19 protein-coding genes are annotated in these 19,416 nt (G+C 63.0%); 8 read left to right on the top strand and 11 right to left on the bottom strand.

All coding sequences use genetic code 11. From position 1 onward, the window contains the following. From CKW37_RS04815 to CKW37_RS04805, 3 genes are all read left to right on the top strand, one after another. A partial coding sequence (locus CKW37_RS04815; protein WP_143501896.1) for an IS3 family transposase occupies positions 1 to 125 on the top strand: 125 nt, incomplete at its 5' end. A 156-nt stretch (positions 126 to 281) separates the two neighbouring features. Then, the gene (locus CKW37_RS04810) at positions 282 to 932 is read left to right on the top strand and encodes a FadR/GntR family transcriptional regulator (protein WP_095154325.1); all 651 of its coding nucleotides are present in this window, start codon (positions 282 to 284) and stop codon (positions 930 to 932) included. 13 nt (positions 933 to 945) lie between these two features. Beyond that, positions 946 to 2,223, top strand: coding sequence for an MFS transporter (locus tag CKW37_RS04805; RefSeq protein ID WP_256587686.1), 1,278 nt, complete (start codon positions 946 to 948; stop codon positions 2,221 to 2,223). A 2-nt stretch (positions 2,224 to 2,225) separates the two neighbouring features. On the opposite strand, the gene CKW37_RS04800 is transcribed toward CKW37_RS04805, so the two are convergent. Next, positions 2,226 to 3,557 (bottom strand): DUF2599 domain-containing protein, encoded by a 1,332-nt coding sequence (locus CKW37_RS04800; protein ID WP_159985221.1) that lies wholly within the window; start codon positions 3,555 to 3,557, stop codon positions 2,226 to 2,228. Positions 3,558 to 3,788: 231 nt separating this feature from the next. Between CKW37_RS04800 and CKW37_RS04795 the strand changes: the two genes are divergently transcribed. Further along, complete coding sequence (locus CKW37_RS04795; protein ID WP_095154319.1) at positions 3,789 to 4,256, top strand: nuclear transport factor 2 family protein; 468 nt, start codon at positions 3,789 to 3,791, stop codon at positions 4,254 to 4,256. A 97-nt stretch (positions 4,257 to 4,353) separates the two neighbouring features. Next, on the top strand, positions 4,354 to 4,641 hold the full coding sequence (locus tag CKW37_RS04790) for a GIY-YIG nuclease family protein (RefSeq protein ID WP_095154317.1): 288 nt from the start codon (positions 4,354 to 4,356) through the stop codon (positions 4,639 to 4,641). Positions 4,642 to 4,971: 330 nt separating this feature from the next. Here CKW37_RS04790 and yejK read toward each other — a convergent pair whose 3' ends face one another. Then, positions 4,972 to 5,979 (bottom strand): nucleoid-associated protein YejK, encoded by a 1,008-nt coding sequence (gene yejK / locus CKW37_RS04785; protein ID WP_095154315.1) that lies wholly within the window; start codon positions 5,977 to 5,979, stop codon positions 4,972 to 4,974. A gap of 409 nt (positions 5,980 to 6,388) precedes the next feature. Here yejK and CKW37_RS04780 point away from each other — a divergent pair, with 409 nt between their 5' ends. Then, positions 6,389 to 6,670, top strand: a complete 282-nt coding sequence (locus CKW37_RS04780) for an HU family DNA-binding protein (protein ID WP_095154313.1) — start codon at positions 6,389 to 6,391, stop codon at positions 6,668 to 6,670. Between the two features lie 71 nt (positions 6,671 to 6,741). Here the strand turns inward: CKW37_RS04780 and rlmF are convergent, their stop codons facing one another. The 5 genes from rlmF to CKW37_RS04755 form a co-directional block, all read right to left on the bottom strand. After that, complete coding sequence (gene rlmF, locus CKW37_RS04775; RefSeq protein ID WP_095154311.1) at positions 6,742 to 7,698, bottom strand: 23S rRNA (adenine(1618)-N(6))-methyltransferase RlmF; 957 nt, start codon at positions 7,696 to 7,698, stop codon at positions 6,742 to 6,744. Positions 7,699 to 7,812: 114 nt separating this feature from the next. Further along, positions 7,813 to 10,659, bottom strand: a complete 2,847-nt coding sequence (locus tag CKW37_RS04770) for a valine--tRNA ligase (RefSeq protein WP_095154309.1) — start codon at positions 10,657 to 10,659, stop codon at positions 7,813 to 7,815. A 135-nt stretch (positions 10,660 to 10,794) separates the two neighbouring features. After that, a complete protein-coding gene (locus CKW37_RS04765; protein WP_095154307.1) occupies positions 10,795 to 11,160 on the bottom strand; it encodes a DNA polymerase III subunit chi in 366 nt (121 codons plus the stop codon). Positions 11,161 to 11,165: 5 nt separating this feature from the next. Then, positions 11,166 to 11,594, bottom strand: a complete 429-nt coding sequence (locus CKW37_RS04760; RefSeq protein WP_095154305.1) for a DNA polymerase III subunit chi — start codon at positions 11,592 to 11,594, stop codon at positions 11,166 to 11,168. A 51-nt stretch (positions 11,595 to 11,645) separates the two neighbouring features. After that, positions 11,646 to 13,139 (bottom strand): leucyl aminopeptidase, encoded by a 1,494-nt coding sequence (locus tag CKW37_RS04755; RefSeq protein ID WP_095154303.1) that lies wholly within the window; start codon positions 13,137 to 13,139, stop codon positions 11,646 to 11,648. Between the two features lie 289 nt (positions 13,140 to 13,428). Between CKW37_RS04755 and lptF the strand changes: the two genes are divergently transcribed. After that, the gene (gene lptF, locus CKW37_RS04750; RefSeq protein WP_095154301.1) at positions 13,429 to 14,544 is read left to right on the top strand and encodes an LPS export ABC transporter permease LptF; all 1,116 of its coding nucleotides are present in this window, start codon (positions 13,429 to 13,431) and stop codon (positions 14,542 to 14,544) included. Beyond that, positions 14,537 to 15,598, top strand: a complete 1,062-nt coding sequence (lptG, locus tag CKW37_RS04745) for an LPS export ABC transporter permease LptG (protein ID WP_095154299.1) — start codon at positions 14,537 to 14,539, stop codon at positions 15,596 to 15,598. Before lptF ends, lptG begins: the two co-directional genes overlap by 8 nt. A gap of 139 nt (positions 15,599 to 15,737) precedes the next feature. Here lptG and CKW37_RS04740 read toward each other — a convergent pair whose 3' ends face one another. The 4 genes from CKW37_RS04740 to CKW37_RS04725 all read right to left on the bottom strand — a co-directional run bounded on the left by CKW37_RS04740 (position 15,738) and on the right by CKW37_RS04725 (position 19,408). Further along, positions 15,738 to 16,226 carry an RDD family protein gene (locus tag CKW37_RS04740; protein ID WP_095154297.1) on the bottom strand — a complete coding sequence of 163 codons (489 nt, stop codon included), beginning with the start codon at positions 16,224 to 16,226 and terminating at the stop codon, positions 15,738 to 15,740. A 92-nt stretch (positions 16,227 to 16,318) separates the two neighbouring features. Beyond that, positions 16,319 to 16,531 carry a cold-shock protein gene (locus CKW37_RS04735; RefSeq protein WP_095154295.1) on the bottom strand — a complete coding sequence of 71 codons (213 nt, stop codon included), beginning with the start codon at positions 16,529 to 16,531 and terminating at the stop codon, positions 16,319 to 16,321. 348 nt (positions 16,532 to 16,879) lie between these two features. Further along, positions 16,880 to 18,004 carry a glycine cleavage system aminomethyltransferase GcvT gene (gcvT, locus tag CKW37_RS04730; RefSeq protein ID WP_095154293.1) on the bottom strand — a complete coding sequence of 375 codons (1,125 nt, stop codon included), beginning with the start codon at positions 18,002 to 18,004 and terminating at the stop codon, positions 16,880 to 16,882. Between the two features lie 27 nt (positions 18,005 to 18,031). Continuing rightward, on the bottom strand, positions 18,032 to 19,408 hold the full coding sequence (locus CKW37_RS04725; RefSeq protein ID WP_095154291.1) for an L-serine ammonia-lyase: 1,377 nt from the start codon (positions 19,406 to 19,408) through the stop codon (positions 18,032 to 18,034). Positions 19,409 to 19,416 lie beyond the last annotated feature (8 nt).

Here is a 19,416-nt window from a genome sequence, read left to right as displayed (position 1 = left end):
GCTTCGAGACGATCGACCAACTACGTGTCGGAATTGACGAGTACATCCGCTACTACAACCACGAACGCATCAAGATGAAGCTCGGCGGCCTGAGCCCTGTAGCCTACAGAGCACAGGCCGCGTAGCCATTACACAATTACTGTCCAACTTTTGGGGCGCGGCTCACGTCTCTGTAGGAGCGAGCTTGCTCGCGATGGCTCATCTCCATTTGCTTTCCACTGAAACAACCCGTTACTCTTGCCTTCCTTAAATTCATCCGATGATTGGATGTAAGCCCTTTTATGACCCAGCTCATCAAGCGTTCCCTCGTCGAACAAGCCGTCGAACAACTCCGCCAGCGCATCACCAGCGGCGCCTGGACGGTTGGCCAGCGCCTGCCGACCGAGCCTGAACTGGCAGCCGACCTCGGCATCAGCCGCAACACTGTGCGCGAGGCGGTGCGCGTGTTGGCCTTCAGTGGATTGGTGGAGGTGCGTCAGGGCGACGGCAGCTACCTGAAGACCGCCTCGGACCCGCTTCCGGCGGTCCAGGCGCTGTCAAGTTGCAGCCTGGAGCACGCGCGCGAGGCGCGGCACCTGCTGGAAGCCGAAGCGATCGGCCTCGCGGCACTGCGGCGTACCGAGCAAGACCTGCTCGGCCTGCATGAAGCCCTGCGCGCCAGCGGCAATCACTTTCACGGTGATCTGGGCGATTACATCTGCTGCGATCTGGCCTTCCACCAGCGTCTGGTGGATGCCGCGCACAACCCGGCGTTAAGCGAGTTGTATCGCTACTTCTCCAGCGTGGTGGCGATGAAGCTGGAACACAGCATGAGCAGGTTGCCGCGCAACCAGGCGGTGTTCGATCTGCATGAAGCGATCCTCGACGCCGTCGAACGACAAGATCCGGAGCGGGCCAAGGCCCTGAGCCGGACACTGATCAATGAACCCTGACTTCGAGACTGCCATGGGCCAAGACCTTTCCCACAAGCCCGCGCCCCACGGGCCGGTGCTTGACGAACTTTTGATTGATGCCGAAGCCGACGACGGCGATCTCCAGCCGCCCGTAGGCTTGCCAAAGCCGTGGCTGTTGCTGCTGGGCCTGGTGCTGGTGGCGTTGAACCTGCGCCCGGCGCTGTCGAGCATGTCGCCGTTGCTCGGGGATGTTTCCGCGAGCCTCGGCCTCAGCGGTTCCCAGGCCGGCTTGCTGACGACCCTGCCAGTACTCTGCCTGGGCCTGTTCGCGCCGCTGGCGCCGGTTCTGGCGCGGCGTTTTGGCAGCGAGCGGGTGGTCCTGTTCATCCTGTTGTGCCTGGCGGGCGGCATTGCCTTGCGCAGTAGCTTCGGCAGCGTCGGGCTGTTCGGTGGCAGCCTGATCGCCGGGGCGAGTATTGGTGTGATCGGCGTGCTGCTGCCGGGCATCGTCAAGCGTGACTTCCCGGCCCATGCCGGGACACTGATGGGCATCTACACCATGGCCCTGTGCCTGGGCGCGGCGCTGGCCGCCGGTGCCACCGTGCCATTGAGTCACTACTTTGGCGACAACTGGACCCTCGGCCTTGGCTTCTGGCTGGTGCCGGCGGTGGTAGCCGCACTGTTCTGGCTGCCGCAGGCGCGCCAGGGGCATGGTACGCACCATGTGGCCTATCGAGTGCGCGGCCTGTGGCGAGATCCGCTGGCCTGGCAGGTGACGCTGTACATGGGTTTGCAATCGTCGCTGGCGTATATCGTCTTCGGCTGGCTGCCGTCGATCCTCATCGGCCGCGGTCTCAGCCCGACTGAGGCCGGGCTGGTGCTGTCCGGTTCGGTCATCGTGCAACTGGTCAGCGCCCTGACCGCGCCGATGCTGGCAACCCGCGGCAAGGACCAGCGTCTGGCGATCGTCGTGGTGATGGCGCTGACCCTGGCCGGCCTGTTCGGCTGCCTGTATGCGCCGCTTGGCGGGTTATGGGGCTGGGCGGTGGTATTGGGAATTGGCCAGGGCGGCACCTTCGCCCTGGCGCTGACGCTGATCGTGCTGCGTTCGCGAGATGCCCATGTCGCCGCCAACCTGTCGAGCATGAGCCAGGGCGTGGGTTACACCCTGGCGTCGGCGGGGCCGTTCGCGGTCGGGCTGGTGCATGACCTGACCGGAGGCTGGGCCGCGGTGGGCTGGATCTTCGCGGTGCTGGGCGGTGGCGCGATCGTCTTCGGCCTCAAGGCGGGCCGCGCGTTACACGTGCAGGCGATCAGCGAGCGGATTTGAGTCTATCGCGGATTGCAGCCGGCCTTGGTGGCAACCGCGTGGCTCACATAGGGCCGGGAGGGCTCGATGTACCACTCCGGCTTCTGGCGGTAGTTGACCAGCAGACACACCAGTTGCCGGCGCATGCTGCCGACCTGCTGCTCGTTGTCGCGCCACTGAGGGTCATTGCCGTGGCGGGCGAGCAATTCCTGGTACAGGGCTTCTGTTTCCTTTTCGCCGACGGTGCGCCCATAGGAGGTCGGAATGACCTTCAGCGACCACTCCTCCCTTTTGGTGGTGGCGTCGATGTAACTGCTCCACTGGCTTGACTCAATGTATTTGCCGGGCGCATCGGCAGGCACCGTCTGCAGGGCAATGGCCTGATCACTCTCGATATAGCCGAAGCGCTCGCTGGCGGGCTTGGTGAAGTCGACCCGCAGAATGGGCACCGTGAAACCTGCGGCGGCCAGTTTTTTCTGGAAGTTGCGGGCGCTGGTAAGGCCGTCCTCGGGCTTTTGCGGTTTGGTGTCGCCGTAGGTGGAATAGTTGAAGTTGCTGTTCGGGTTGTAGACGAAGGCGTCGATGTATTTCGTAGTGTCGGAACCGTCCGAGGATGCGGAAGCGTTGCGCATCATGAATTCGTTGGTGAGGGTGCGCACGGCCAGGGGCGCGGTGTTGTTGGCTTTCGCCCGGGACTCATGGATCTGGATCATTTCGTCCCATTGCGCCGGGTCGTCGGCGTTGAACGAGCACTGGACGCGCTGGACCGTCGTATTGCCGTAGGCTTTCTGCCACTCGGTAAGGTTATTCACACCCTGTTCGGGGCAGGTTCCATAGGCGGTCGTGGCATTCAGGTTGGCGGCACCGCCCAGTCCGGCAGTAACGGGTTGCGCCTTGCCGTATTGACCGCAGCCATGCCATTTGCGATCCGGTCCGGTGCCGGCATCGAACGGGTAGACGCAGACGAAGCCTTCCTGCTTGACCGCTGCGCCTAGCTGCTGGGCGTCCACGGGGTTGCGCATGATCATCCCGGCAGGATGGACGAGGGTGTTGATGCTCAGGTCGCGACGCAGCCAGGTCCATGAGGTGGCTCCGGTCTTGACCGCGTACGGGCTGTAGTCCCAGGGGTTGAAGGGTCCGTCGTTGACCATCCGCAAGGTCACGCCGCTGCAATAGTAGTGGCCGCGAGGCGCGCCGCTGCCGACTTCCTTGCAGGCATTTTCCAGGGTGTTGTAGTTACGGTTGATCCGCTCGACGGTGGCCTGGGGTGACCGTTGCGGATCAGTCTCCTGCGCCTGTACCCACAGGCTGACGCCCAAGGTCGAGAGTACGAACAGAATGCTGCTGGCGCGCATGGGCGAGTCCCTCTTTCGCAGGCCTTCGACAGGCGATCCCGTGTTTTCGCGGAAAGGCCGGGTGAGGATAGAAAGGGGGACGTTTCGGCGACTACTGACAGAAATATCAGTTCTGACGAGTGGTTGTGGCGAGTGTCGCCAGGGGCAGGCATTCATCCGGTCAATGCTGCTGGCCTGAAGCCAGCAACCGGTCTATCGTGCAACGCTGATCTTTTGGGGGAGATGCCCGTCATGAGCGATGCCAACAGTGAGCTGATTACCCGTTTCTACCAGGCTTTCCAGCGCCTGGATGCCGAGGCCATGGTTGCCTGCTACAGCGACGATATTGTCTTCAGCGACCCGGCCTTCGGCACGTTGCGTGGCCGGGATGCCGGTGACATGTGGCGGATGCTCACCAGCCGGGCCAAGGACTTTTCCCTGAGCTTCGACAATGTGTGCGCCGATGAGCGAGGCGGCTCGGCCCATTGGGTTGCCACGTACCTGTTCAGCCAGACCGGACGCATTGTAGTCAACGATATCCACGCCAGTTTCGTGATCCGCGACGGCAAGATCTGCCAGCACGACGATGCCTTCGATTTCTGGCGCTGGTCCCGCCAGGCCTTGGGCGCACCGGGCGTGCTATTGGGCTGGACGCCGTTCCTGCACAACAAGGTTCGCCAGCAAGCGCTCAAGGGTTTGAAGGCATTCCAGCGCGGTTAGGTGTTGCCGTGCCTGGGGCGGATATTTCCTCGGGCCATTTCAGACTGCGGCTGCGGGTATTAAGCTGGCGGCTTTTCCACAGCAGATCCGACAACCTGTGACCGAACATGCCACCACGACACCTGACAAGCCCTGGTACGTCTACCTGGTGCGCGCTGCCAATGGCTCGTTGTACTGCGGCATCAGCGACAATCCCGAGCGCCGTTTCGCGGCGCACCAACAGGGACGCGGTGCCCGTTACTTCAGCACCAGCCCGGCGGTGGCGCTTGTTTATGTCGAGGCCTGGCCGGATAAATCGCAGGCGCTGCGCCATGAGCGCCTGATCAAGGCATTGCGGAAGAGCGCGAAGGAAGCGCTTGTGGCTTCCTTCGCAGCGCAGGGCTAAATGAGGTCGGGCGTATCGCTTGAATCTGCGCAACCATTCTGCGTGCGGTTGCTGGCGCCGGCGTCGATCGGGAATGAGCAAAGTACGCTGTAATCCACCTGGTCTTTCGGGTTGTCAGCAGTGCTGTCCAGACCCGCCACTCTTCATGGCCCCCGGGCTGACGCTCCAGGGCCTGTATTGCCAGTCAGGATCGAGCGCCCGCAAAACCACGCCGCTACAGGTGTAGGCAGGATCCGATCCGCAACTTGGGCGGACATCGTTGTAGCGGGTGTTCAGCTTGGCGACGGCATCGTCACCAAGCTCTGCGTTGGCCGGAAGCCGCCCTTGGGCTCAGTCCTTGCGCCGTTTCAACTGATCGGTCAGTTGGGTCGGCAGGCCCTTGATGATCAAGGTGCCGGCTTCTTCGTCATATTCGATCTTCGAGCCCAGCAAGTGCGCTTCGAAACTGATCGACAGGCCTTCGGCGCGGCCGGTGAAGCGGCGGAACTGGTTCAGGGTGCGTTTGTCGGCGGGGATCTCCGGCGACAGGCCGTAGTCCTTGTTGCGGATATGGTCGTAGAACGCGCGCGGGCGCTCTTCGTCGATCAGCCCTGAGAGTTCCGTGAGGGTCACCGGCTCGCCGGCCTTGGTCTGGCTGGTGGCGTAGTCCACCAGGGTCTGGGTTTTCTCCCGGGCGGCTTCCTCGGGCAGGTCCTCGCTTTCGACGAAGTCGCTGAAGGCCTTGAGCAGGGTGCGGGTTTCACCGGGGCCGTCTACGCCCTCTTGGCAGCCGATGAAGTCGCGGAAGTAGTCCGAGACCTTCTTGCCGTTCTTGCCCTTGATGAAGGAGATGTACTGCTTCGAGTTCTGGTTGTTGCGCCACTCGGAGATGTTGATGCGCGCCGCCAGGTGCAATTGGCTCAGGTCCAGGTGGCGGGACGGGGTGACATCCAACTCGGCGTTTACCGCCACGCCTTCGCTGTGGTGCAGCAGGGCGATTGCCAGATAGTCGGTCATGCCTTGCTGGTAGTGCGCGAACAGCACATGCCCGCCCACCGACAGGTTGGACTCTTCCATCAGCTTTTGCAGATGCTCCACCGCGATGCGGCTGAAGTCGGTGAAGGTCTTGTCGCTGTCGAGGTATTCCTTCAGCCAGCCGCTGAACGGATGGGCCCCGGATTCGGCGTGGAACAATCCCCAGGCCTTGCCCTGTTTGGCGTTGTAGCTGTCGTTGAGGTCGGCCAGCAGGTTTTCGATGGCGGTCGATTCGGCCAGTTCGGAATCGCGGGCGTGCAACACAGCGGGGCTGCCATCGGGCTTCTTGTCGATCAAGTGGACGATGCAATGACGGATCGGCATGGAATTCTCGGCTCGGTGAAGGGCCGGCGCAGGGCTCGGCAAAGTTGCCAAGTGTAACTCAGCCGGGGCGGATGACGGGGTCGCCGAGTGGGTGACGGGGTGGTGGGTTCGGTTTTTGTTCTGTTTTTTGCGATATTTTGTGTAAACCCCCGAAAAACCTGAACATTTGGCCCGTGCGAGGCGGATATTTATCTATTCCTGTGGTAGTTTTGCCCGGTCTTGCGCCCCCTGTGCGGCGCATTGCTGGCAGTTCGCTGGCGTCCCGTCGAACCAAACGCATTTTTGTGTATCTACATACGCGATTGGCAAATGGAAGTACCCGACCCGCCGACCATTCGCGGGGCCGGACCCGATGGCTGACGCAGCACTCTGCAAACCCACTGAATTTGATTAGGGAAGGAACACCACCATGGCATTGACCAAAGACCAACTGATCGCCGATATCGCTGAAGCAATCGACGCGCCGAAAACCACCGCGCGTAACGCACTGGAGCAACTGGGCCAGATCGTTGCTGATCAACTGGAAAACGGTAGCGAAATCACTCTGCCAGGCATTGGCAAGCTGAAAATCTCCGAGCGTCCTGCCCGTACCGGCCGCAACCCTTCGACTGGCGCTGCCATCGAAATCGCTGCCAAGAAAGTCGTCAAGTTCGTGCCAGCCAAAGTGCTGACCGACGCTGTAAACAAGTAATTGTAAACAGCACAAAAAAACCGCGCCGGGTGCGAACCTGACGCGGTTTTTTTACGCCTGCAGAAAGGCCGTTACTTGCTGTTCCAGCGTTGCTGACGCCAGTGCTGGCGCGCTGGCGCGTGCTGGAAGGTCCAGGCCACCAGACGGCTCTGTTTCTGCCCCTGGCCCATTTCCAGCACTCTCTGCTCCTGCACGCCGGCCTTTTTCAGCGCCGCCTCGATACCGGGCAGATTCGAGGCTTTCGACACCAGGCTGCTGAACCACAGCACCTGTTGGCCGAGCGCCTTGCTCTCGTTGACCAGTTGCGTCACGAAACGGATCTCGCCGCCTTCGCACCACAGCTCATTGTTCTGGCCGCCGAAGTTCAACACCGGCAGCTTGCGCTTGGGATCAGCCTTGCCCAAGGCGCGCCACTTGCGTTGGCTGCCACGGGTGGCTTCTTCGCGGGAGGCGTGGAAGGGCGGGTTGCTCAGGCTCAGGTCGAAGCGCTCATCCGCCGCCAGCAGGCCGGTGAGGATGTGCTTGCGATTGCCCTGCAGGCGCAGGCTGATGAACTTGCCGAGGCCATTGGCCTGGACGATGGCACCGGCTGCGGCCAGCGCCACCGGGTCGATGTCCGAGCCAACGAAGCGCCAGCGGTAATCCGCATTGCCCAGCAGCGGGTAGATGCAGTTGGCGCCGACACCGATATCCAGAGCCTGAACCTGCGTGCCACGGGGAATCTCGCCGCCGTTGTCCTCGGCCAGCAGGTCGGCCAGGGCGTGCAGGTAGTCGGCACGACCCGGAATCGGCGGACACAGGTAGTCAGCAGGAATATCCCAGAACTGGATGCCATATTGCGCCTTGAGCAGCGCCCGGTTGAACACCCGCACCGCCTCGGGATCGGCGAAGTCGATGCTCGGCTTGCCGTAAGGGTTGGTGATGGTGAAGCGGGCGAGGTCAGGGTGCGCCTTGATCAGGGCGGGGAAGTCGTAGCGGCCCTGGTGGCGGTTGCGCGGGTGCAGGGTGGGTTTGTCGGGTTTGTTCATGGTCGCTGAATGCAGAAAAGCGGGCTTGGCCGCGATGTCGTTTAATCAGGCACACATGAGGTGCATGAGACTACGCATCGCGGGCAAGCCCGCTCCTACAGGTTTCCTCTGTCGTTACAGGGCGGCAATCCGCGCGTGCTGCTCGGTGAAGTTGGCCAGGGCCTGTTCGGCTTCGGCCAGCTTGGCGCGCTCCTTGTCGATGACGGCAGGCGGAGCCTTGTCAACGAAGGCGGCGTTGGACAGCTTGCCGCCGACGCGCTGGACTTCGCCTTGCAGACGCTGGATTTCCTTGCTCAGGCGCGCCAGTTCGGCGTCCTTGTCGATCAGGCCAGCCATCGGCACCAGCACTTGCAGGTCGCCCACCAGCGCGGTAGCGCTGAGCGGTGCTTCGTCCTGCTCGCCGAGCACGGTGAACGATTCGATCTTCGCCAGCTTCCTCAGCAGCGCTTCGTTTTCGCTCAGGCGACGCTGGTCTTCAGCGCTGGCGTTTTTCAGGAACAGTTGCAGTGGCTTGCCCGGGCCGATGTTCATTTCGCCACGGATGTTACGCACACCCAGCATCAACTCCTTGACCCACTCGATGTCGCTTTCGGCGGCGGCGTCGATGCGGCTTTCGTTCGCTTCAGGCCATGGCTGCAGCATGATGGTCTTGCCGTCGATGCCGGCCAGCGGCGCCAGGCGCTGCCAGATTTCTTCGGTGATGAACGGCATGAACGGATGGGCCAGGCGCAGCGCCACTTCCAGGACCCGCACCAGGGTGCGACGGGTGCCGCGGGCACGTTCGACCGGGGCGTTTTCGTCCCACAGGACCGGCTTGGACAGTTCCAGATACCAGTCGCAATACTGGTTCCAGATGAACTCGTAGAGCGCCTGGGCCGCCAGGTCGAAGCGGAACTGCTCCAGTTGGCGGGTCACTTCAGCTTCGGTGCGCTGCAGTTGCGAGATGATCCAGCGGTCTGCCAGCGACAGTTCGTAGGCTTCGCCGTTCTGGCCGCAGTCCTCGCCCTTGTCCAGCACGTAGCGGGCGGCGTTCCAGATCTTGTTGCAGAAGTTGCGGTAGCCCTCGACGCGGCCCATGTCGAACTTGATGTCGCGACCGGTGGACGCCAGCGAGCAGAAGGTGAAGCGCAGGGCGTCGGTGCCGTAGCTGGCGATGCCTTCCGGGAACTCGGCCTTGGTCTGCTTGGCGATTTTCTCGGCCAGCTTGGGTTGCATCAGGCCGCTGGTGCGTTTCTCCAGCAGTGCGTCGAGGGTGATGCCGTCGACAATGTCCAGCGGGTCAAGGACGTTGCCCTTGGACTTGGACATCTTCTGGCCCTGGCCATCGCGGACCAGGCCATGGACGTAGACCGTCTTGAACGGAACCTGCGGCGTGCCGTCCTCGTTCTTCACCAGGTGCATGGTCAGCATGATCATCCGGGCGACCCAGAAGAAAATGATGTCGAAGCCGGTGACCAGCACGTCGGTGGAGTGGAAGGTCTTGAGGAATTCGGTCTGCTGCGGCCAGCCCAGGGTGGAGAAGGTCCACAGGCCGGAACTGAACCAGGTGTCGAGGACGTCGTTGTCCTGGTTCAGGACCACGTCGGCGCCGAGGTTGTTCTTCGCCCGCACTTCTTCTTCGCTGCGGCCGACGTAGACCTTGCCGGACTCGTCGTACCAGGCCGGGATGCGGTGGCCCCACCACAGTTGACGGCTGATGCACCAATCCTGGATGTCACGCATCCACGAGAAGTACATGTTTTCGTACTGCTTGGGCACGAACTGGATGCGTCCGTCTTCCACGGCGGCGATGGCCGGTTCGGCCAGCGGCTTGGTGGAAACGTACCACTGGTCGGTCAGCCACGGCTCGATGATGGTGCCGGAGCGGTCGCCCTTCGGCACTTTCAGCGCGTGGTCATCGACGCTGACCAGCAGGCCCAGGGCGTCAAAGTCGGCGACGATCTGCTTGCGCGCGACGAAGCGGTCGAGACCGGCGTACTGGGCAGGCAGGGTGGCGTCGACGGTTTCGTTGACGCTGCCGTCGAGGTTGAACACCTGGGCGGCCGCCAGGACCACGGCGTTCTTGTCGAAGATGTTCAGCAGCGGCAGGTTGTGGCGCTTGCCGACTTCATAGTCGTTGAAGTCGTGGGCCGGGGTGATCTTCACGCAGCCGGTACCGAACTCGGGGTCGCAGTAGTCGTCGGCGATGATCGGGATGCGGCGGCCGATCAGTGGCAGTTCGACGAACTTGCCGATCAGTGCCTGGTAGCGCTCGTCGTTCGGGTTCACCGCCACGGCGGCGTCGCCGAGCATGGTTTCCGGACGCGTGGTGGCGACGATCAGGTAGTCGTTGCCTTCGGCAGTCTTGGCGCCGTCGGCCAGCGGATAGCGCAGGTTCCACAGATGGCCTTTCTCGTCGTGGTTTTCCACTTCGAGGTCGGAGATCGCGGTGTGCAGCTTGGTGTCCCAGTTGACGAGGCGCTTGCCGCGGTAGATCAGGCCGTCTTCATGCAGGCGCACGAAGGCTTCCTTGACCGCGTCGGACAGGCCGTCATCCATGGTGAAGCGCTCGCGGCTCCAGTCCACCGAAGAACCCAGGCGGCGGATCTGCCGGCTGATGTTGCCGCCGGACTGCTCCTTCCATTCCCAGACCTTGTCGAGGAATTTTTCCCGGCCCAGGTCGTGGCGATTCTGGCCCTTGGCTTCGAGCTGGCGCTCGACCAGCATCTGCGTGGCGATGCCGGCGTGGTCGGTCCCGGGCTGCCAGAGGGTGTTGCGGCCCTGCATGCGACGGAAACGGATCAGGGCGTCCATGATCGCGTTGTTGAAGCCATGACCCATGTGCAGGCTGCCGGTGACGTTCGGCGGCGGGATCATGATGGTGTACGACTCGCCCGCGCCTTGCGGGGCGAAGTAGTTCTCGGACTCCCAGGTGTTGTACCAGGAAGTTTCGATGGCGTGCGGCTGGTAGGTCTTATCCATGCGCGGGGGGACCCTATGGCATTTATTCGGGAAAGCCGGGAAGTATAACCAAGCTGCAGGCTTCAAGCGACAAGCTACAAGCAGGACGTGCGCGGTTGCGGACGGGTGTCGTATCTGTCCGCAACTGCGCAGGGATCAGGAGGGTTGCTGGTTCAGCAGGCGTTCGAGGCGGGCGTCGAGGCGGCGCTTGATCTCGTTTTCAATGTGCGGGGCGAAGTCGTCAATCACGTCCTGCATGATCAACTGGGCGGCAGCGCGTAGCTCGGCATCCAGGTGCAGCAGGGTGTCCTGGCGGCGGGCCTGTGGATCGGGCTCGTTCACCGGTGCAGCAGGTGCTGGCGGCGCGAGTTCTTCGGCCGGTTCGAGCAACAGCGGGATCTGTTCTTCCACGGTTTCGGTCAGCAGCGGCGGTTGCAGGGTGTCATCACCCAACAGTTGCCTGATCGATTCCAGGTCATCCAGCAGGTGGGCGGATTGGGGCAAGGGAGGGCGTTTGTCCATCGTCGTCAGAATCGCGGTAAGCGGTGGTCTTGCAGAGCATAGCCCTGTTCGCGGTAGAAACGGAAACTCTCTCGGGTCGCCTGGCGGATGGCCGGGTCCTCGACCACGATCTCGGCGATCCGGGCAAAGCGCGAGGCGAACGGCGGGACTTTCAGGTCAAGGTTGACCAGTAGGTCCTGGTGCTCGCCGGGGTCGTCACCGATTCCCAGCGCCACCGCGGCCGCAGCATCTTCCTCGGCGAGGCTGTGGGGCACGAACGCCTCACCCTTGAACGCCCACAGGCGGGCGTCGAGTTCGTCGCGCTGGGCGGCGTCGCTGCAATTCAGATAGACCCGGTGCCCCAGGCGCCAGGCCTTTTCGCAGAGTTTGCAGGCGAAATCCAGGCGCACGGCAGGCGAGGGACTGGGCAGGATGTAGAAATCGACTTGGCTCATGGCTGTGTTGCCAACCGGTCACGCCCGTGGGCGCGACCGGTTGGCTGCGCATCAGGCGTTGGCGCGGTCGAGCAGGTACTGGGTCAGCAGCGGGACCGGACGGCCAGTGGCGCCCTTGTCCTTGCCGCCGCTGATCCAGGCGGTGCCGGCGATGTCCAGGTGCGCCCAGTTGTAGGCCTTGGCGAAGCGCGACAGGAAGCAGCCTGCGGTGATGGTGCCGGCCTTCGGGCCGCCAATGTTGGCGATGTCGGCGAACGGGCTGTCCAGTTGCTCCTGGTACTCGTCGAACAGCGGCAGTTGCCAGGCGCGGTCATCGGCACGCTTGCCGGCGCTGAGCAGTTGCTCCACCAGCTCGTCGTTGTTGCCCATGAGGCCGGAAGTGTGGCTGCCCAGGGCGACGATGCAGGCGCCGGTCAGGGTGGCGATGTCGATCACCGCCTGCGGTTTGAAGCGCTCGGCGTAGGTCAGGGTGTCGCACAGCACCAGACGGCCTTCGGCGTCGGTGTTGAGGATTTCCACGGTCTGCCCGCTCATCGTGGTGACGATGTCGCCAGGACGGGTGGCGCCGCCGCTCGGCATGTTCTCGGCGCAAGCCAGCAGGCACACCAGGTTGATCGGCAGTTGCAGCTCGAGGACGGCACGCAGGGTGCCGAAGACGCTGGCGGCACCGCACATGTCGTACTTCATTTCGTCCATGCCGGCACCGGGCTTGAGGCTGATGCCGCCGGTGTCGAAGGTGATGCCCTTGCCCACCAGCACGAACGGCTTCTCGCTTTTCTTCGCGCCCTGGTAGTTGAGGACGATCAGGCGTGGCGGCTGGTCGCTGCCCTGGCCGACGGCGTAGAACGCGCCCATGCCGAGGTCCTTGATCTTCTTCTCGTCGAGGACTTCGACCTTGAGGCTCTTGAAGGCCTTGCCGAGGTTCTTCGCTTCTTCAGCGAGGTAGCTTGGGTGGCACAGGTTCGGCGGCAGGTTGCCCAGGTCGCGGGTCAGGCGCATGCCGCTGGCGATGGCGGTGGCGTGCTTGACCGCGCGCTCGGTGTCGGCCAGGCCGGCCTTGTCGATGAGCAGGGTGATTTTCTTCAGGGCGCGGGGTTCGGCTTTCTGGCTCTTGAAGCGGTCGAAGACGTATTCGCCGTCGAGCAGGGTTTCGGCCAGCAGGCGGGCCTTGCCGTAGTGGGCGTCGCGGCCGTTGACGGCGACTTCGTCCAGGGCCAGTACCGCATCGCTGCCGCCCAGGCCCTTGAGAACGTTCAGCACGCTGTTGACCAGCTTGCGCCAGCTACGATCGCTCAGCGCGTCGTCCTTGCCGGTGCCGACCAGCAGAACGCGCTCGGCCTTCACGCCGGGCAGGCTTTGCAGCAGCAGGGTCTGGCCGACCTTGCCGGCCAGGTCGCCGCGCTTGAGCAGAGTGCTCAGGGCGCCATTGCTGGCTTCATCGACGGACTTTGCGTGGGCGCCCAGCTTGCGGCCTTCGCCTACACCCAGTACCAGGGTGGCGGTTTTCAAGGATGTTGCGGCTACGCTTTTTACAACCAATTCCATGTCAGGGTCCCCGGAATGAACGGTCAGTGCGCGCAATTCTCTGCGAGCGCTCGAAGCAGCCTGGCGGCGCGGCGGCGGGCCAGACATAAAGCCGCCAGTTTGAGCCCGGCGCGGCGCCTGTGACAACCCCGTTTTCAAGCATCGCGCGGCGCGAAGTGACAGGCACGGTCAATCACAGGATAATGCGCCGACTTCACTGTCCGGGTCCGTCTTGCGGACCGGCAACTATCTTGGTTGCAACGTTTTCCTTGTTCGGCTGTCCGAGCCTGACAACCCAGGAGTGGCTGGTTTGATCGTCTTCCGTTATCTGTCCCGCGAGGTCCTGGTGACCTTGAGTGCCGTCAGCGCTGTGCTGTTGGTCATCATCATGAGCGGGCGCTTCATCAAATACCTGGCCCAGGCCGCGCAGGGCATGCTCGACCCGGGCGTGCTGTTCATGATCATGGGCTACCGGCTTCCCGGTTTCCTGCAGTTGATCCTGCCGCTGGGGCTGTTCCTTGGCATCCTGCTGGCCTACGGGCGCCTGTACCTGGAAAGCGAGATGACCGTGCTTTCCGCCACCGGCATGAGCCAGCAGCGTCTGCTGGCCATGACCATGGCACCGGCCGCGCTGATTGCGCTGCTGGTGGCCTGGCTGAGCCTGAGCCTTGCTCCGCAGGGCGTTACCCAGGTGGCGCAGATCATCAACCAGCAAGATGCCCTGACCGAGTTCGACACCCTGGTGCCGGGGCGTTTCCAGACGCTGCGCGACGGGACGCGGGTGACCTACACCGAGCAACTCTCCGACGACCGCGTGCGACTGGGCGGTGTGTTCATTTCCGAGAAGCGCTTCTCTCAGGACAAGACCAAGGACCGCGGCATCAGCGTGCTGGTGGCCGAGAAGGGTCGTCAGGAAGTGCAGGCCGACGGCAATCGCTACCTGATTCTGGAAAATGGCTACCGTTACGACGGTAACCCGGGCCAGGCCGACTACCGCGCGATCAAGTACGACACTTATGGCGTGCTGCTGCCCAAGCCGGAAGTCAGCTCGGACATCACCGAGCGCGAGGCGATCCCGACGTCAGAACTGTTCAAGAGCGATGCCCTGCGCGAGCGGGCAGAGTTGCAGTGGCGCCTGTCGCTGCCGCTGCTGGTGTTTATCGTGACCCTGATGGCGGTACCCCTTTCGCGGGCCAACCCGCGGCAGGGCCGTTTCCTCAAGCTGCTGCCGGCGATTCTTCTGTATATGGCTTACCTGACGATTCTGATTGCCGCCCGTGGCGCCCTGGAGAAAGGCAAGATGCCGATCGCCCTGGGCCTGTGGCCGGTGCACGGGCTGTTCCTGCTGATCGGCCTGGGGCTGATGTACTGGGAACCGCTGCGCCTGAAGATGCGCTCGCGTCGTGTGGAGGTGGCCCGTGCGTAAGCTCGACGGCTACATCGGCAAAAGCGTGTTCATGGCGATCCTCGCCGTGCTGGGGATCATTCTCGGCCTGGCGTCGCTGTTCGCCTTCATCGACGAGATGGGCGACATCAGCGATACCTATACCCTCCTGGATGCCAGCAGTTTCGTGGTCCTGACCGCGCCGCGCCGCCTCTACGACATGCTGCCGATGGCGGGCCTGATCGGTTGCCTGATCGGCCTCGGCAGCCTGGCCAGCAACAGTGAACTGACCATCATGCGTGCGGCGGGCGTCTCCATTGGCCGTATCGTCTGGGCAGTAATGAAGCCGATGCTGGTACTGATGCTGGCGGGCGTGCTGATCGGCGAGTACCTGGCGCCTGTCACCGAGAACAAGGCCCAGGCCGAGCGCTCGCTGGCACAGGGCGGCGGTGATGCGCAGAGTTCCAAGCGCGGGTTGTGGCACCGCCAGGGCGAGGAGTTCGTGCACATCAACACTGTGCAGCCCAACGGCCTGCTGCTGGGTGTGACCCGCTATCACTTCGACAATGAGCGCCACCTGCTGTCCTCCAGCTTTGCCCGCAAGGCGCAATACCAGGAAGACCATTGGCAGCTCACCGACGTGACCAGCACCCTGTTCCGCGGCGACCACACCGAAGTGGTGAAGAGCGCTGAAGAACGCTGGGATGTTGCCCTGACCCCACAATTGCTGAGCACCGTGGTGCTGGCGCCGGAATCGCTGTCGATCACCGGGCTGTGGGACTACATCCACTACCTGTCCGACCAGGGCCTGAACAACGACCGCTACTGGCTGGCGTTCTGGACCAAGGTGCTGCAACCGCTGGTGACTGCGGCGCTGGTGTTGATGGCGATTTCCTTCATCTTCGGCCCGCTGCGCTCGGTGACTTTGGGCCAGCGAGTGTTCACCGGCGTGCTGGTGGGCTTCGTGTTCCGCATTGCCCAGGACCTGCTGGGGCCGTCGAGCCAGGTGTTCGGCTTCCCGCCGCTGCTGGCGGTGCTGTTGCCGGCAGGGATTTGCGCGCTGGCTGGCGTGTGGCTGTTGCGCCGGGCTGGCTGACGAGCTTTCCCCCGGACAAGAAAAAGCCGACCCCGTAGGGCAATGCCAGGCAGTTAAATCAGTTGAGGCCCATCGCGAGCTTGCTCGCGAATAGGGTTAACTGACTGGCATTGCTCCGTGGGGTCGGCTTTTTTGTGCCTCACTTCTTGCGCTTCGGGACCCGTACCAGCTGGGTTTCCGAGTAGATGTCGTGCCAGCTTCGCTTGCGCTTGTCGATCAGCACCCAGAAGAAACCCAGGCCCAGGCACAGCCAGGACGCGATCGACACTACGAAGCGCAGCAGCGCCTGCCAGAGCCCGATGGCCGAGCCGTCGGCATTCTGTACCCGTATGCCCCAGACCTGCATGCCCAGGGTCTGGCCGCCGTGGGTCCAGAACTTGGCGAAGAAGCCGAACAGCACGAACAGCAACACGGTGGACAGCAGCGGATCGCCGTCCAGGGCGCCGGCTTCGGTCATCGTGCGCATTTGGGTTTCGCCGATGATGGACATCTGGATCATCTTGTAGACGAGGGTGGTGACCATCAACAAGGCGGTGCACAGCAGGAAGTCATAGAACATTGCAGCCAGCCGACGGCCCAGTCCGGCTACGGGAAACTCGCCCTGAGGCTGAAGCATTTGCTTGGGCATGCGGTAAGGCTCCTTGCGCAAAAACGCCCATTCTACGGAATTGCGGGCACAAAAAAGCCCCTGCTGTTGCCAGCAGGGGCTTTTATCGGGAATCAGGCTTCCGCGATAACTTCGTCAGCCTGCAGACCTTTTTGGCCCTGCACGGCGATGAAGGTGACTTTCTGGCCTTCTTTCAGGCTCTTGAAGCCGTTACCTTGAATAGCGCGGAAGTGTACGAACAGATCCGGACCGCTTTCAGGAGTGATGAAACCAAAACCTTTCTCGTCGTTAAACCACTTGACGGTACCGCTCTGACGTTGGGACATTGTCTTATTTCCTTTGAAACTTAGAATTAATAACAGCTTCTTTCAGAATGAAAGAGTACTGGGCTGGGTTGCAGGAAAGTAAGAGACGTCGAACGGGTTGTAGCGAATCTCAGGCTACTGTCCAGGTCACGAACTAGGCGACCCACGCAAACACAGTGCAGTGACTCTACGCTAACTCTCTCGAAAAAAACAAGCCCCGCAGCCCCCCGCTTTCAGGGCTTCTGGGCAACTTTCGGCAGTTTTTTACGGCCTCTTTTCGGGGCACTGCCAGCGTCATGTTCGAAAGTTTGGTAGTGCGTTCGAAATCGAATATCCCGAACGCACGATGACACTTTTTGTCCTCGCCAATCAGCCGCGGTAATAACGCTGTGCAACGAACGGCATCTTGCTGACTTTCATCGCTACACGCTTGCCGCGCACGATTGCCCAGACGGGCGTATCGAGTGCCGTATGCGCGTTATCCACATAGCCCATCGCGACGGGTGCGCCGAGGGTCGGACCGAAGCCGCCGCTGCACACACGACCGATGATGTTGCCTGCTTCGTCGACGATTTCGGCGTCTTCGCGTACTGGCGTGCGTTCCTGTGGCAGCAGGCCAACCCGCTTGCGTGCGACGCCCGACTGCTGCTGGGCGAAGATCGATTCGGCACCCGGGAAACCACCAGCCCGCGCACCCTCGGCGCGGCGGACCTTGGACACGGCCCAGAGCAGACTGGCTTCGACCGGCGTGGTTTCGCTGTTCATGTCGTGGCCGTACAGGCACAGGCCGGCTTCGAGGCGCAGCGAGTCCCGCGCGCCCAAACCGATAGCCGCCACTTCCGGCTCGCTCAGCAGGCGGCGGGCCAGGGCTTCGGCCTTGTCCGCCGGTACGGAAATCTCGAAGCCGTCTTCACCGGTGTAGCCGGAGCGGCTGACGAAGCAGTCTTCGCCCAGCAACTGCACGCGGGCGAACTGCATGAAGGTCATGCTTGCCACCTGCGGCGCCAGGCGCTCCAGCACCTTGACCGCGGCCGGACCTTGCAGGGCCAGCAGCGCGCGCTCTTCGAACAGCGGTAGGATCTCGCACTGCGCGCCGATGTGCTTGCGCAGGTGGGCCAGGTCCTGGTCCTTGCAGGCGGCGTTGACCACCAGGAACAGCTCGTCGTTGCCGAGGTTGGCGACCATCAGGTCGTCGAGGATGCCGCCTTGTTCGTTGGTGAACATGGCGTAGCGCTGCATGCCCACCGGCAGGTCGATGATGTCTACCGGCACCAGGCTTTCCAGGGCCTTGGCGGCATTGGCGCCGAGCAGGCGGATCTGGCCCATGTGCGAGACGTCGAACAGGCCGGCCTGCTCGCGGGTGTGCAGGTGTTCCTTCATGACGCCCAACGGGTACTGAACCGGCATGTCATAGCCGGCGAACGGCACCATGCGCGCGCCCAGTTCCAGGTGCAGGGCGTGCAGCGGGGTTTTCAGCAGTGTTTCGGTGGACATGTAGGACTCCTGGGTTTCAAAGGGATGTCAGCATTCGATGATGTTGACGGCCAGACCGCCGCGAGCGGTCTCCTTGTATTTGCTTTTCATGTCGGCGCCGGTCTGGCGCATGGTGCGGATAACCTTGTCGAGTGACACGAAGTGCTGCCCGTCACCGCGCAAGGCCATGCGCACCGCATTGATCGCCTTCACCGAGCCCATGGCATTGCGCTCGATGCAGGGCACCTGGACCAGACCGCCGATGGGGTCGCAGGTCAGGCCCAGGTTGTGTTCCATGCCGATTTCGGCGGCGTTCTCGACCTGCTGCACGCTGCCGCCCATGACCTCGCACAAGGCGCCGGCGGCCATCGAACAGGCCACGCCCACTTCGCCCTGGCAGCCGACTTCGGCGCCGGAGATCGAGGCGTTTTCTTTGTAGAGGATGCCGATGGCGGCGGCAGTGAGCAGGAAGCGCACCACGCCGTCGTCGCTGGCGCCCGGGATGAAGCGCATGTAGTAATGCAGCACCGCCGGGACGATGCCCGCGGCGCCATTGGTCGGCGCGGTGACGACTCGCCCGCCGAAAGCGTTTTCCTCGTTCACCGCGAGGGCGTAGAGGTTGACCCAGTCCAGTACCGACAGGGCATCGCGCAGGCTGGCTTCGGGGTTGGCGCAGAGCTGCCGGTACAGCGCGGCGGCACGGCGCTTGACCTTCAAGCCTCCGGGCAGGATGCCCTCGTTGCGACAGCCCGCGGTGACGCAGTCCTGCATCACCTGCCAGATCTTCAACAGCCCTTCGCGGGTTTCGCTTTCCGGGCGCCAGGCGGCCTCGTTGGCCAGCATCACCTGGCTGATCGAGAGCTGCTGCGCGGTGCAATGGGCGAGCAATTCCCGGGCGGTCTTGAACGGGTAGGGCAGCGGGGTCTGGTCCTCGACGATACGGTCGGCGCCGGCGGCATCCTCATCGACCACGAAGCCACCGCCCACCGAGTAGTACTCGCGGCTGCGGATCTGTAGCCCGGCGCCATCGAAGGCGCGGAAGATCATGCCGTTGGGGTGGAAATCCAGCGGTTTGCGGATCATCGCCAGGTGCTGTTTTTCGTGGAATTCGATGCGGTGCTCGCCGAGCAGGCTGAGTTGGCCGCTGCTGCGGATGGCCTGCAGGCGGGCGGGGATGCTCTCGGTATCGACCGTGTCGGGGTGTTCGCCTTCCAGGCCGAGGAGCACGGCTTTGTCGCTGCCGTGGCCTTTGCCGGTGGCGCCGAGCGAGCCGTAGAGCTCGACCTTGACGCTGTGGGTGTCGGCCAGCAGGCCGTCACGCCGCAATCCTTCGGCGAAGCGCGCGGCAGCGCGCATCGGTCCGACGGTGTGGGAACTGGAGGGGCCGATGCCGATCTTGAACAGGTCGAAGACGCTGAGTGACATGGCAGGAT

The organism is Pseudomonas sp. Irchel 3E13 (genome assembly GCF_900187455.1).
Taxonomy (GTDB): domain Bacteria; phylum Pseudomonadota; class Gammaproteobacteria; order Pseudomonadales; family Pseudomonadaceae; genus Aquipseudomonas.
Note: the sequence above shows the minus strand (reverse complement) of the source record. Positions and strands in the feature narration are given on the sequence as shown.

Coding starts and splice junctions, on each gene's coding strand:
- CKW37_RS04810 (WP_095154325.1), top strand. CDS start 282: ATGACCCAGCTCATCAAGCGTTCCCTCGTCGAACAAGCCGTCGAACAA.
- CKW37_RS04805 (WP_256587686.1), top strand. CDS start 946: ATGGGCCAAGACCTTTCCCACAAGCCCGCGCCCCACGGGCCGGTGCTT.
- CKW37_RS04800 (WP_159985221.1), bottom strand. CDS start 3,557: ATGCGCGCCAGCAGCATTCTGTTCGTACTCTCGACCTTGGGCGTCAGC.
- CKW37_RS04795 (WP_095154319.1), top strand. CDS start 3,789: ATGAGCGATGCCAACAGTGAGCTGATTACCCGTTTCTACCAGGCTTTC.
- yejK (WP_095154315.1), bottom strand. CDS start 5,979: ATGCCGATCCGTCATTGCATCGTCCACTTGATCGACAAGAAGCCCGAT.
- CKW37_RS04780 (WP_095154313.1), top strand. CDS start 6,389: ATGGCATTGACCAAAGACCAACTGATCGCCGATATCGCTGAAGCAATC.
- rlmF (WP_095154311.1), bottom strand. CDS start 7,698: ATGAACAAACCCGACAAACCCACCCTGCACCCGCGCAACCGCCACCAG.
- CKW37_RS04770 (WP_095154309.1), bottom strand. CDS start 10,659: ATGGATAAGACCTACCAGCCGCACGCCATCGAAACTTCCTGGTACAAC.
- CKW37_RS04765 (WP_095154307.1), bottom strand. CDS start 11,160: ATGGACAAACGCCCTCCCTTGCCCCAATCCGCCCACCTGCTGGATGAC.
- CKW37_RS04760 (WP_095154305.1), bottom strand. CDS start 11,594: ATGAGCCAAGTCGATTTCTACATCCTGCCCAGTCCCTCGCCTGCCGTG.
- CKW37_RS04755 (WP_095154303.1), bottom strand. CDS start 13,139: ATGGAATTGGTTGTAAAAAGCGTAGCCGCAACATCCTTGAAAACCGCC.
- CKW37_RS04740 (WP_095154297.1), bottom strand. CDS start 16,226: ATGCCCAAGCAAATGCTTCAGCCTCAGGGCGAGTTTCCCGTAGCCGGA.
- CKW37_RS04735 (WP_095154295.1), bottom strand. CDS start 16,531: ATGTCCCAACGTCAGAGCGGTACCGTCAAGTGGTTTAACGACGAGAAA.
- gcvT (WP_095154293.1), bottom strand. CDS start 18,004: ATGTCCACCGAAACACTGCTGAAAACCCCGCTGCACGCCCTGCACCTG.
- CKW37_RS04725 (WP_095154291.1), bottom strand. CDS start 19,408: ATGTCACTCAGCGTCTTCGACCTGTTCAAGATCGGCATCGGCCCCTCC.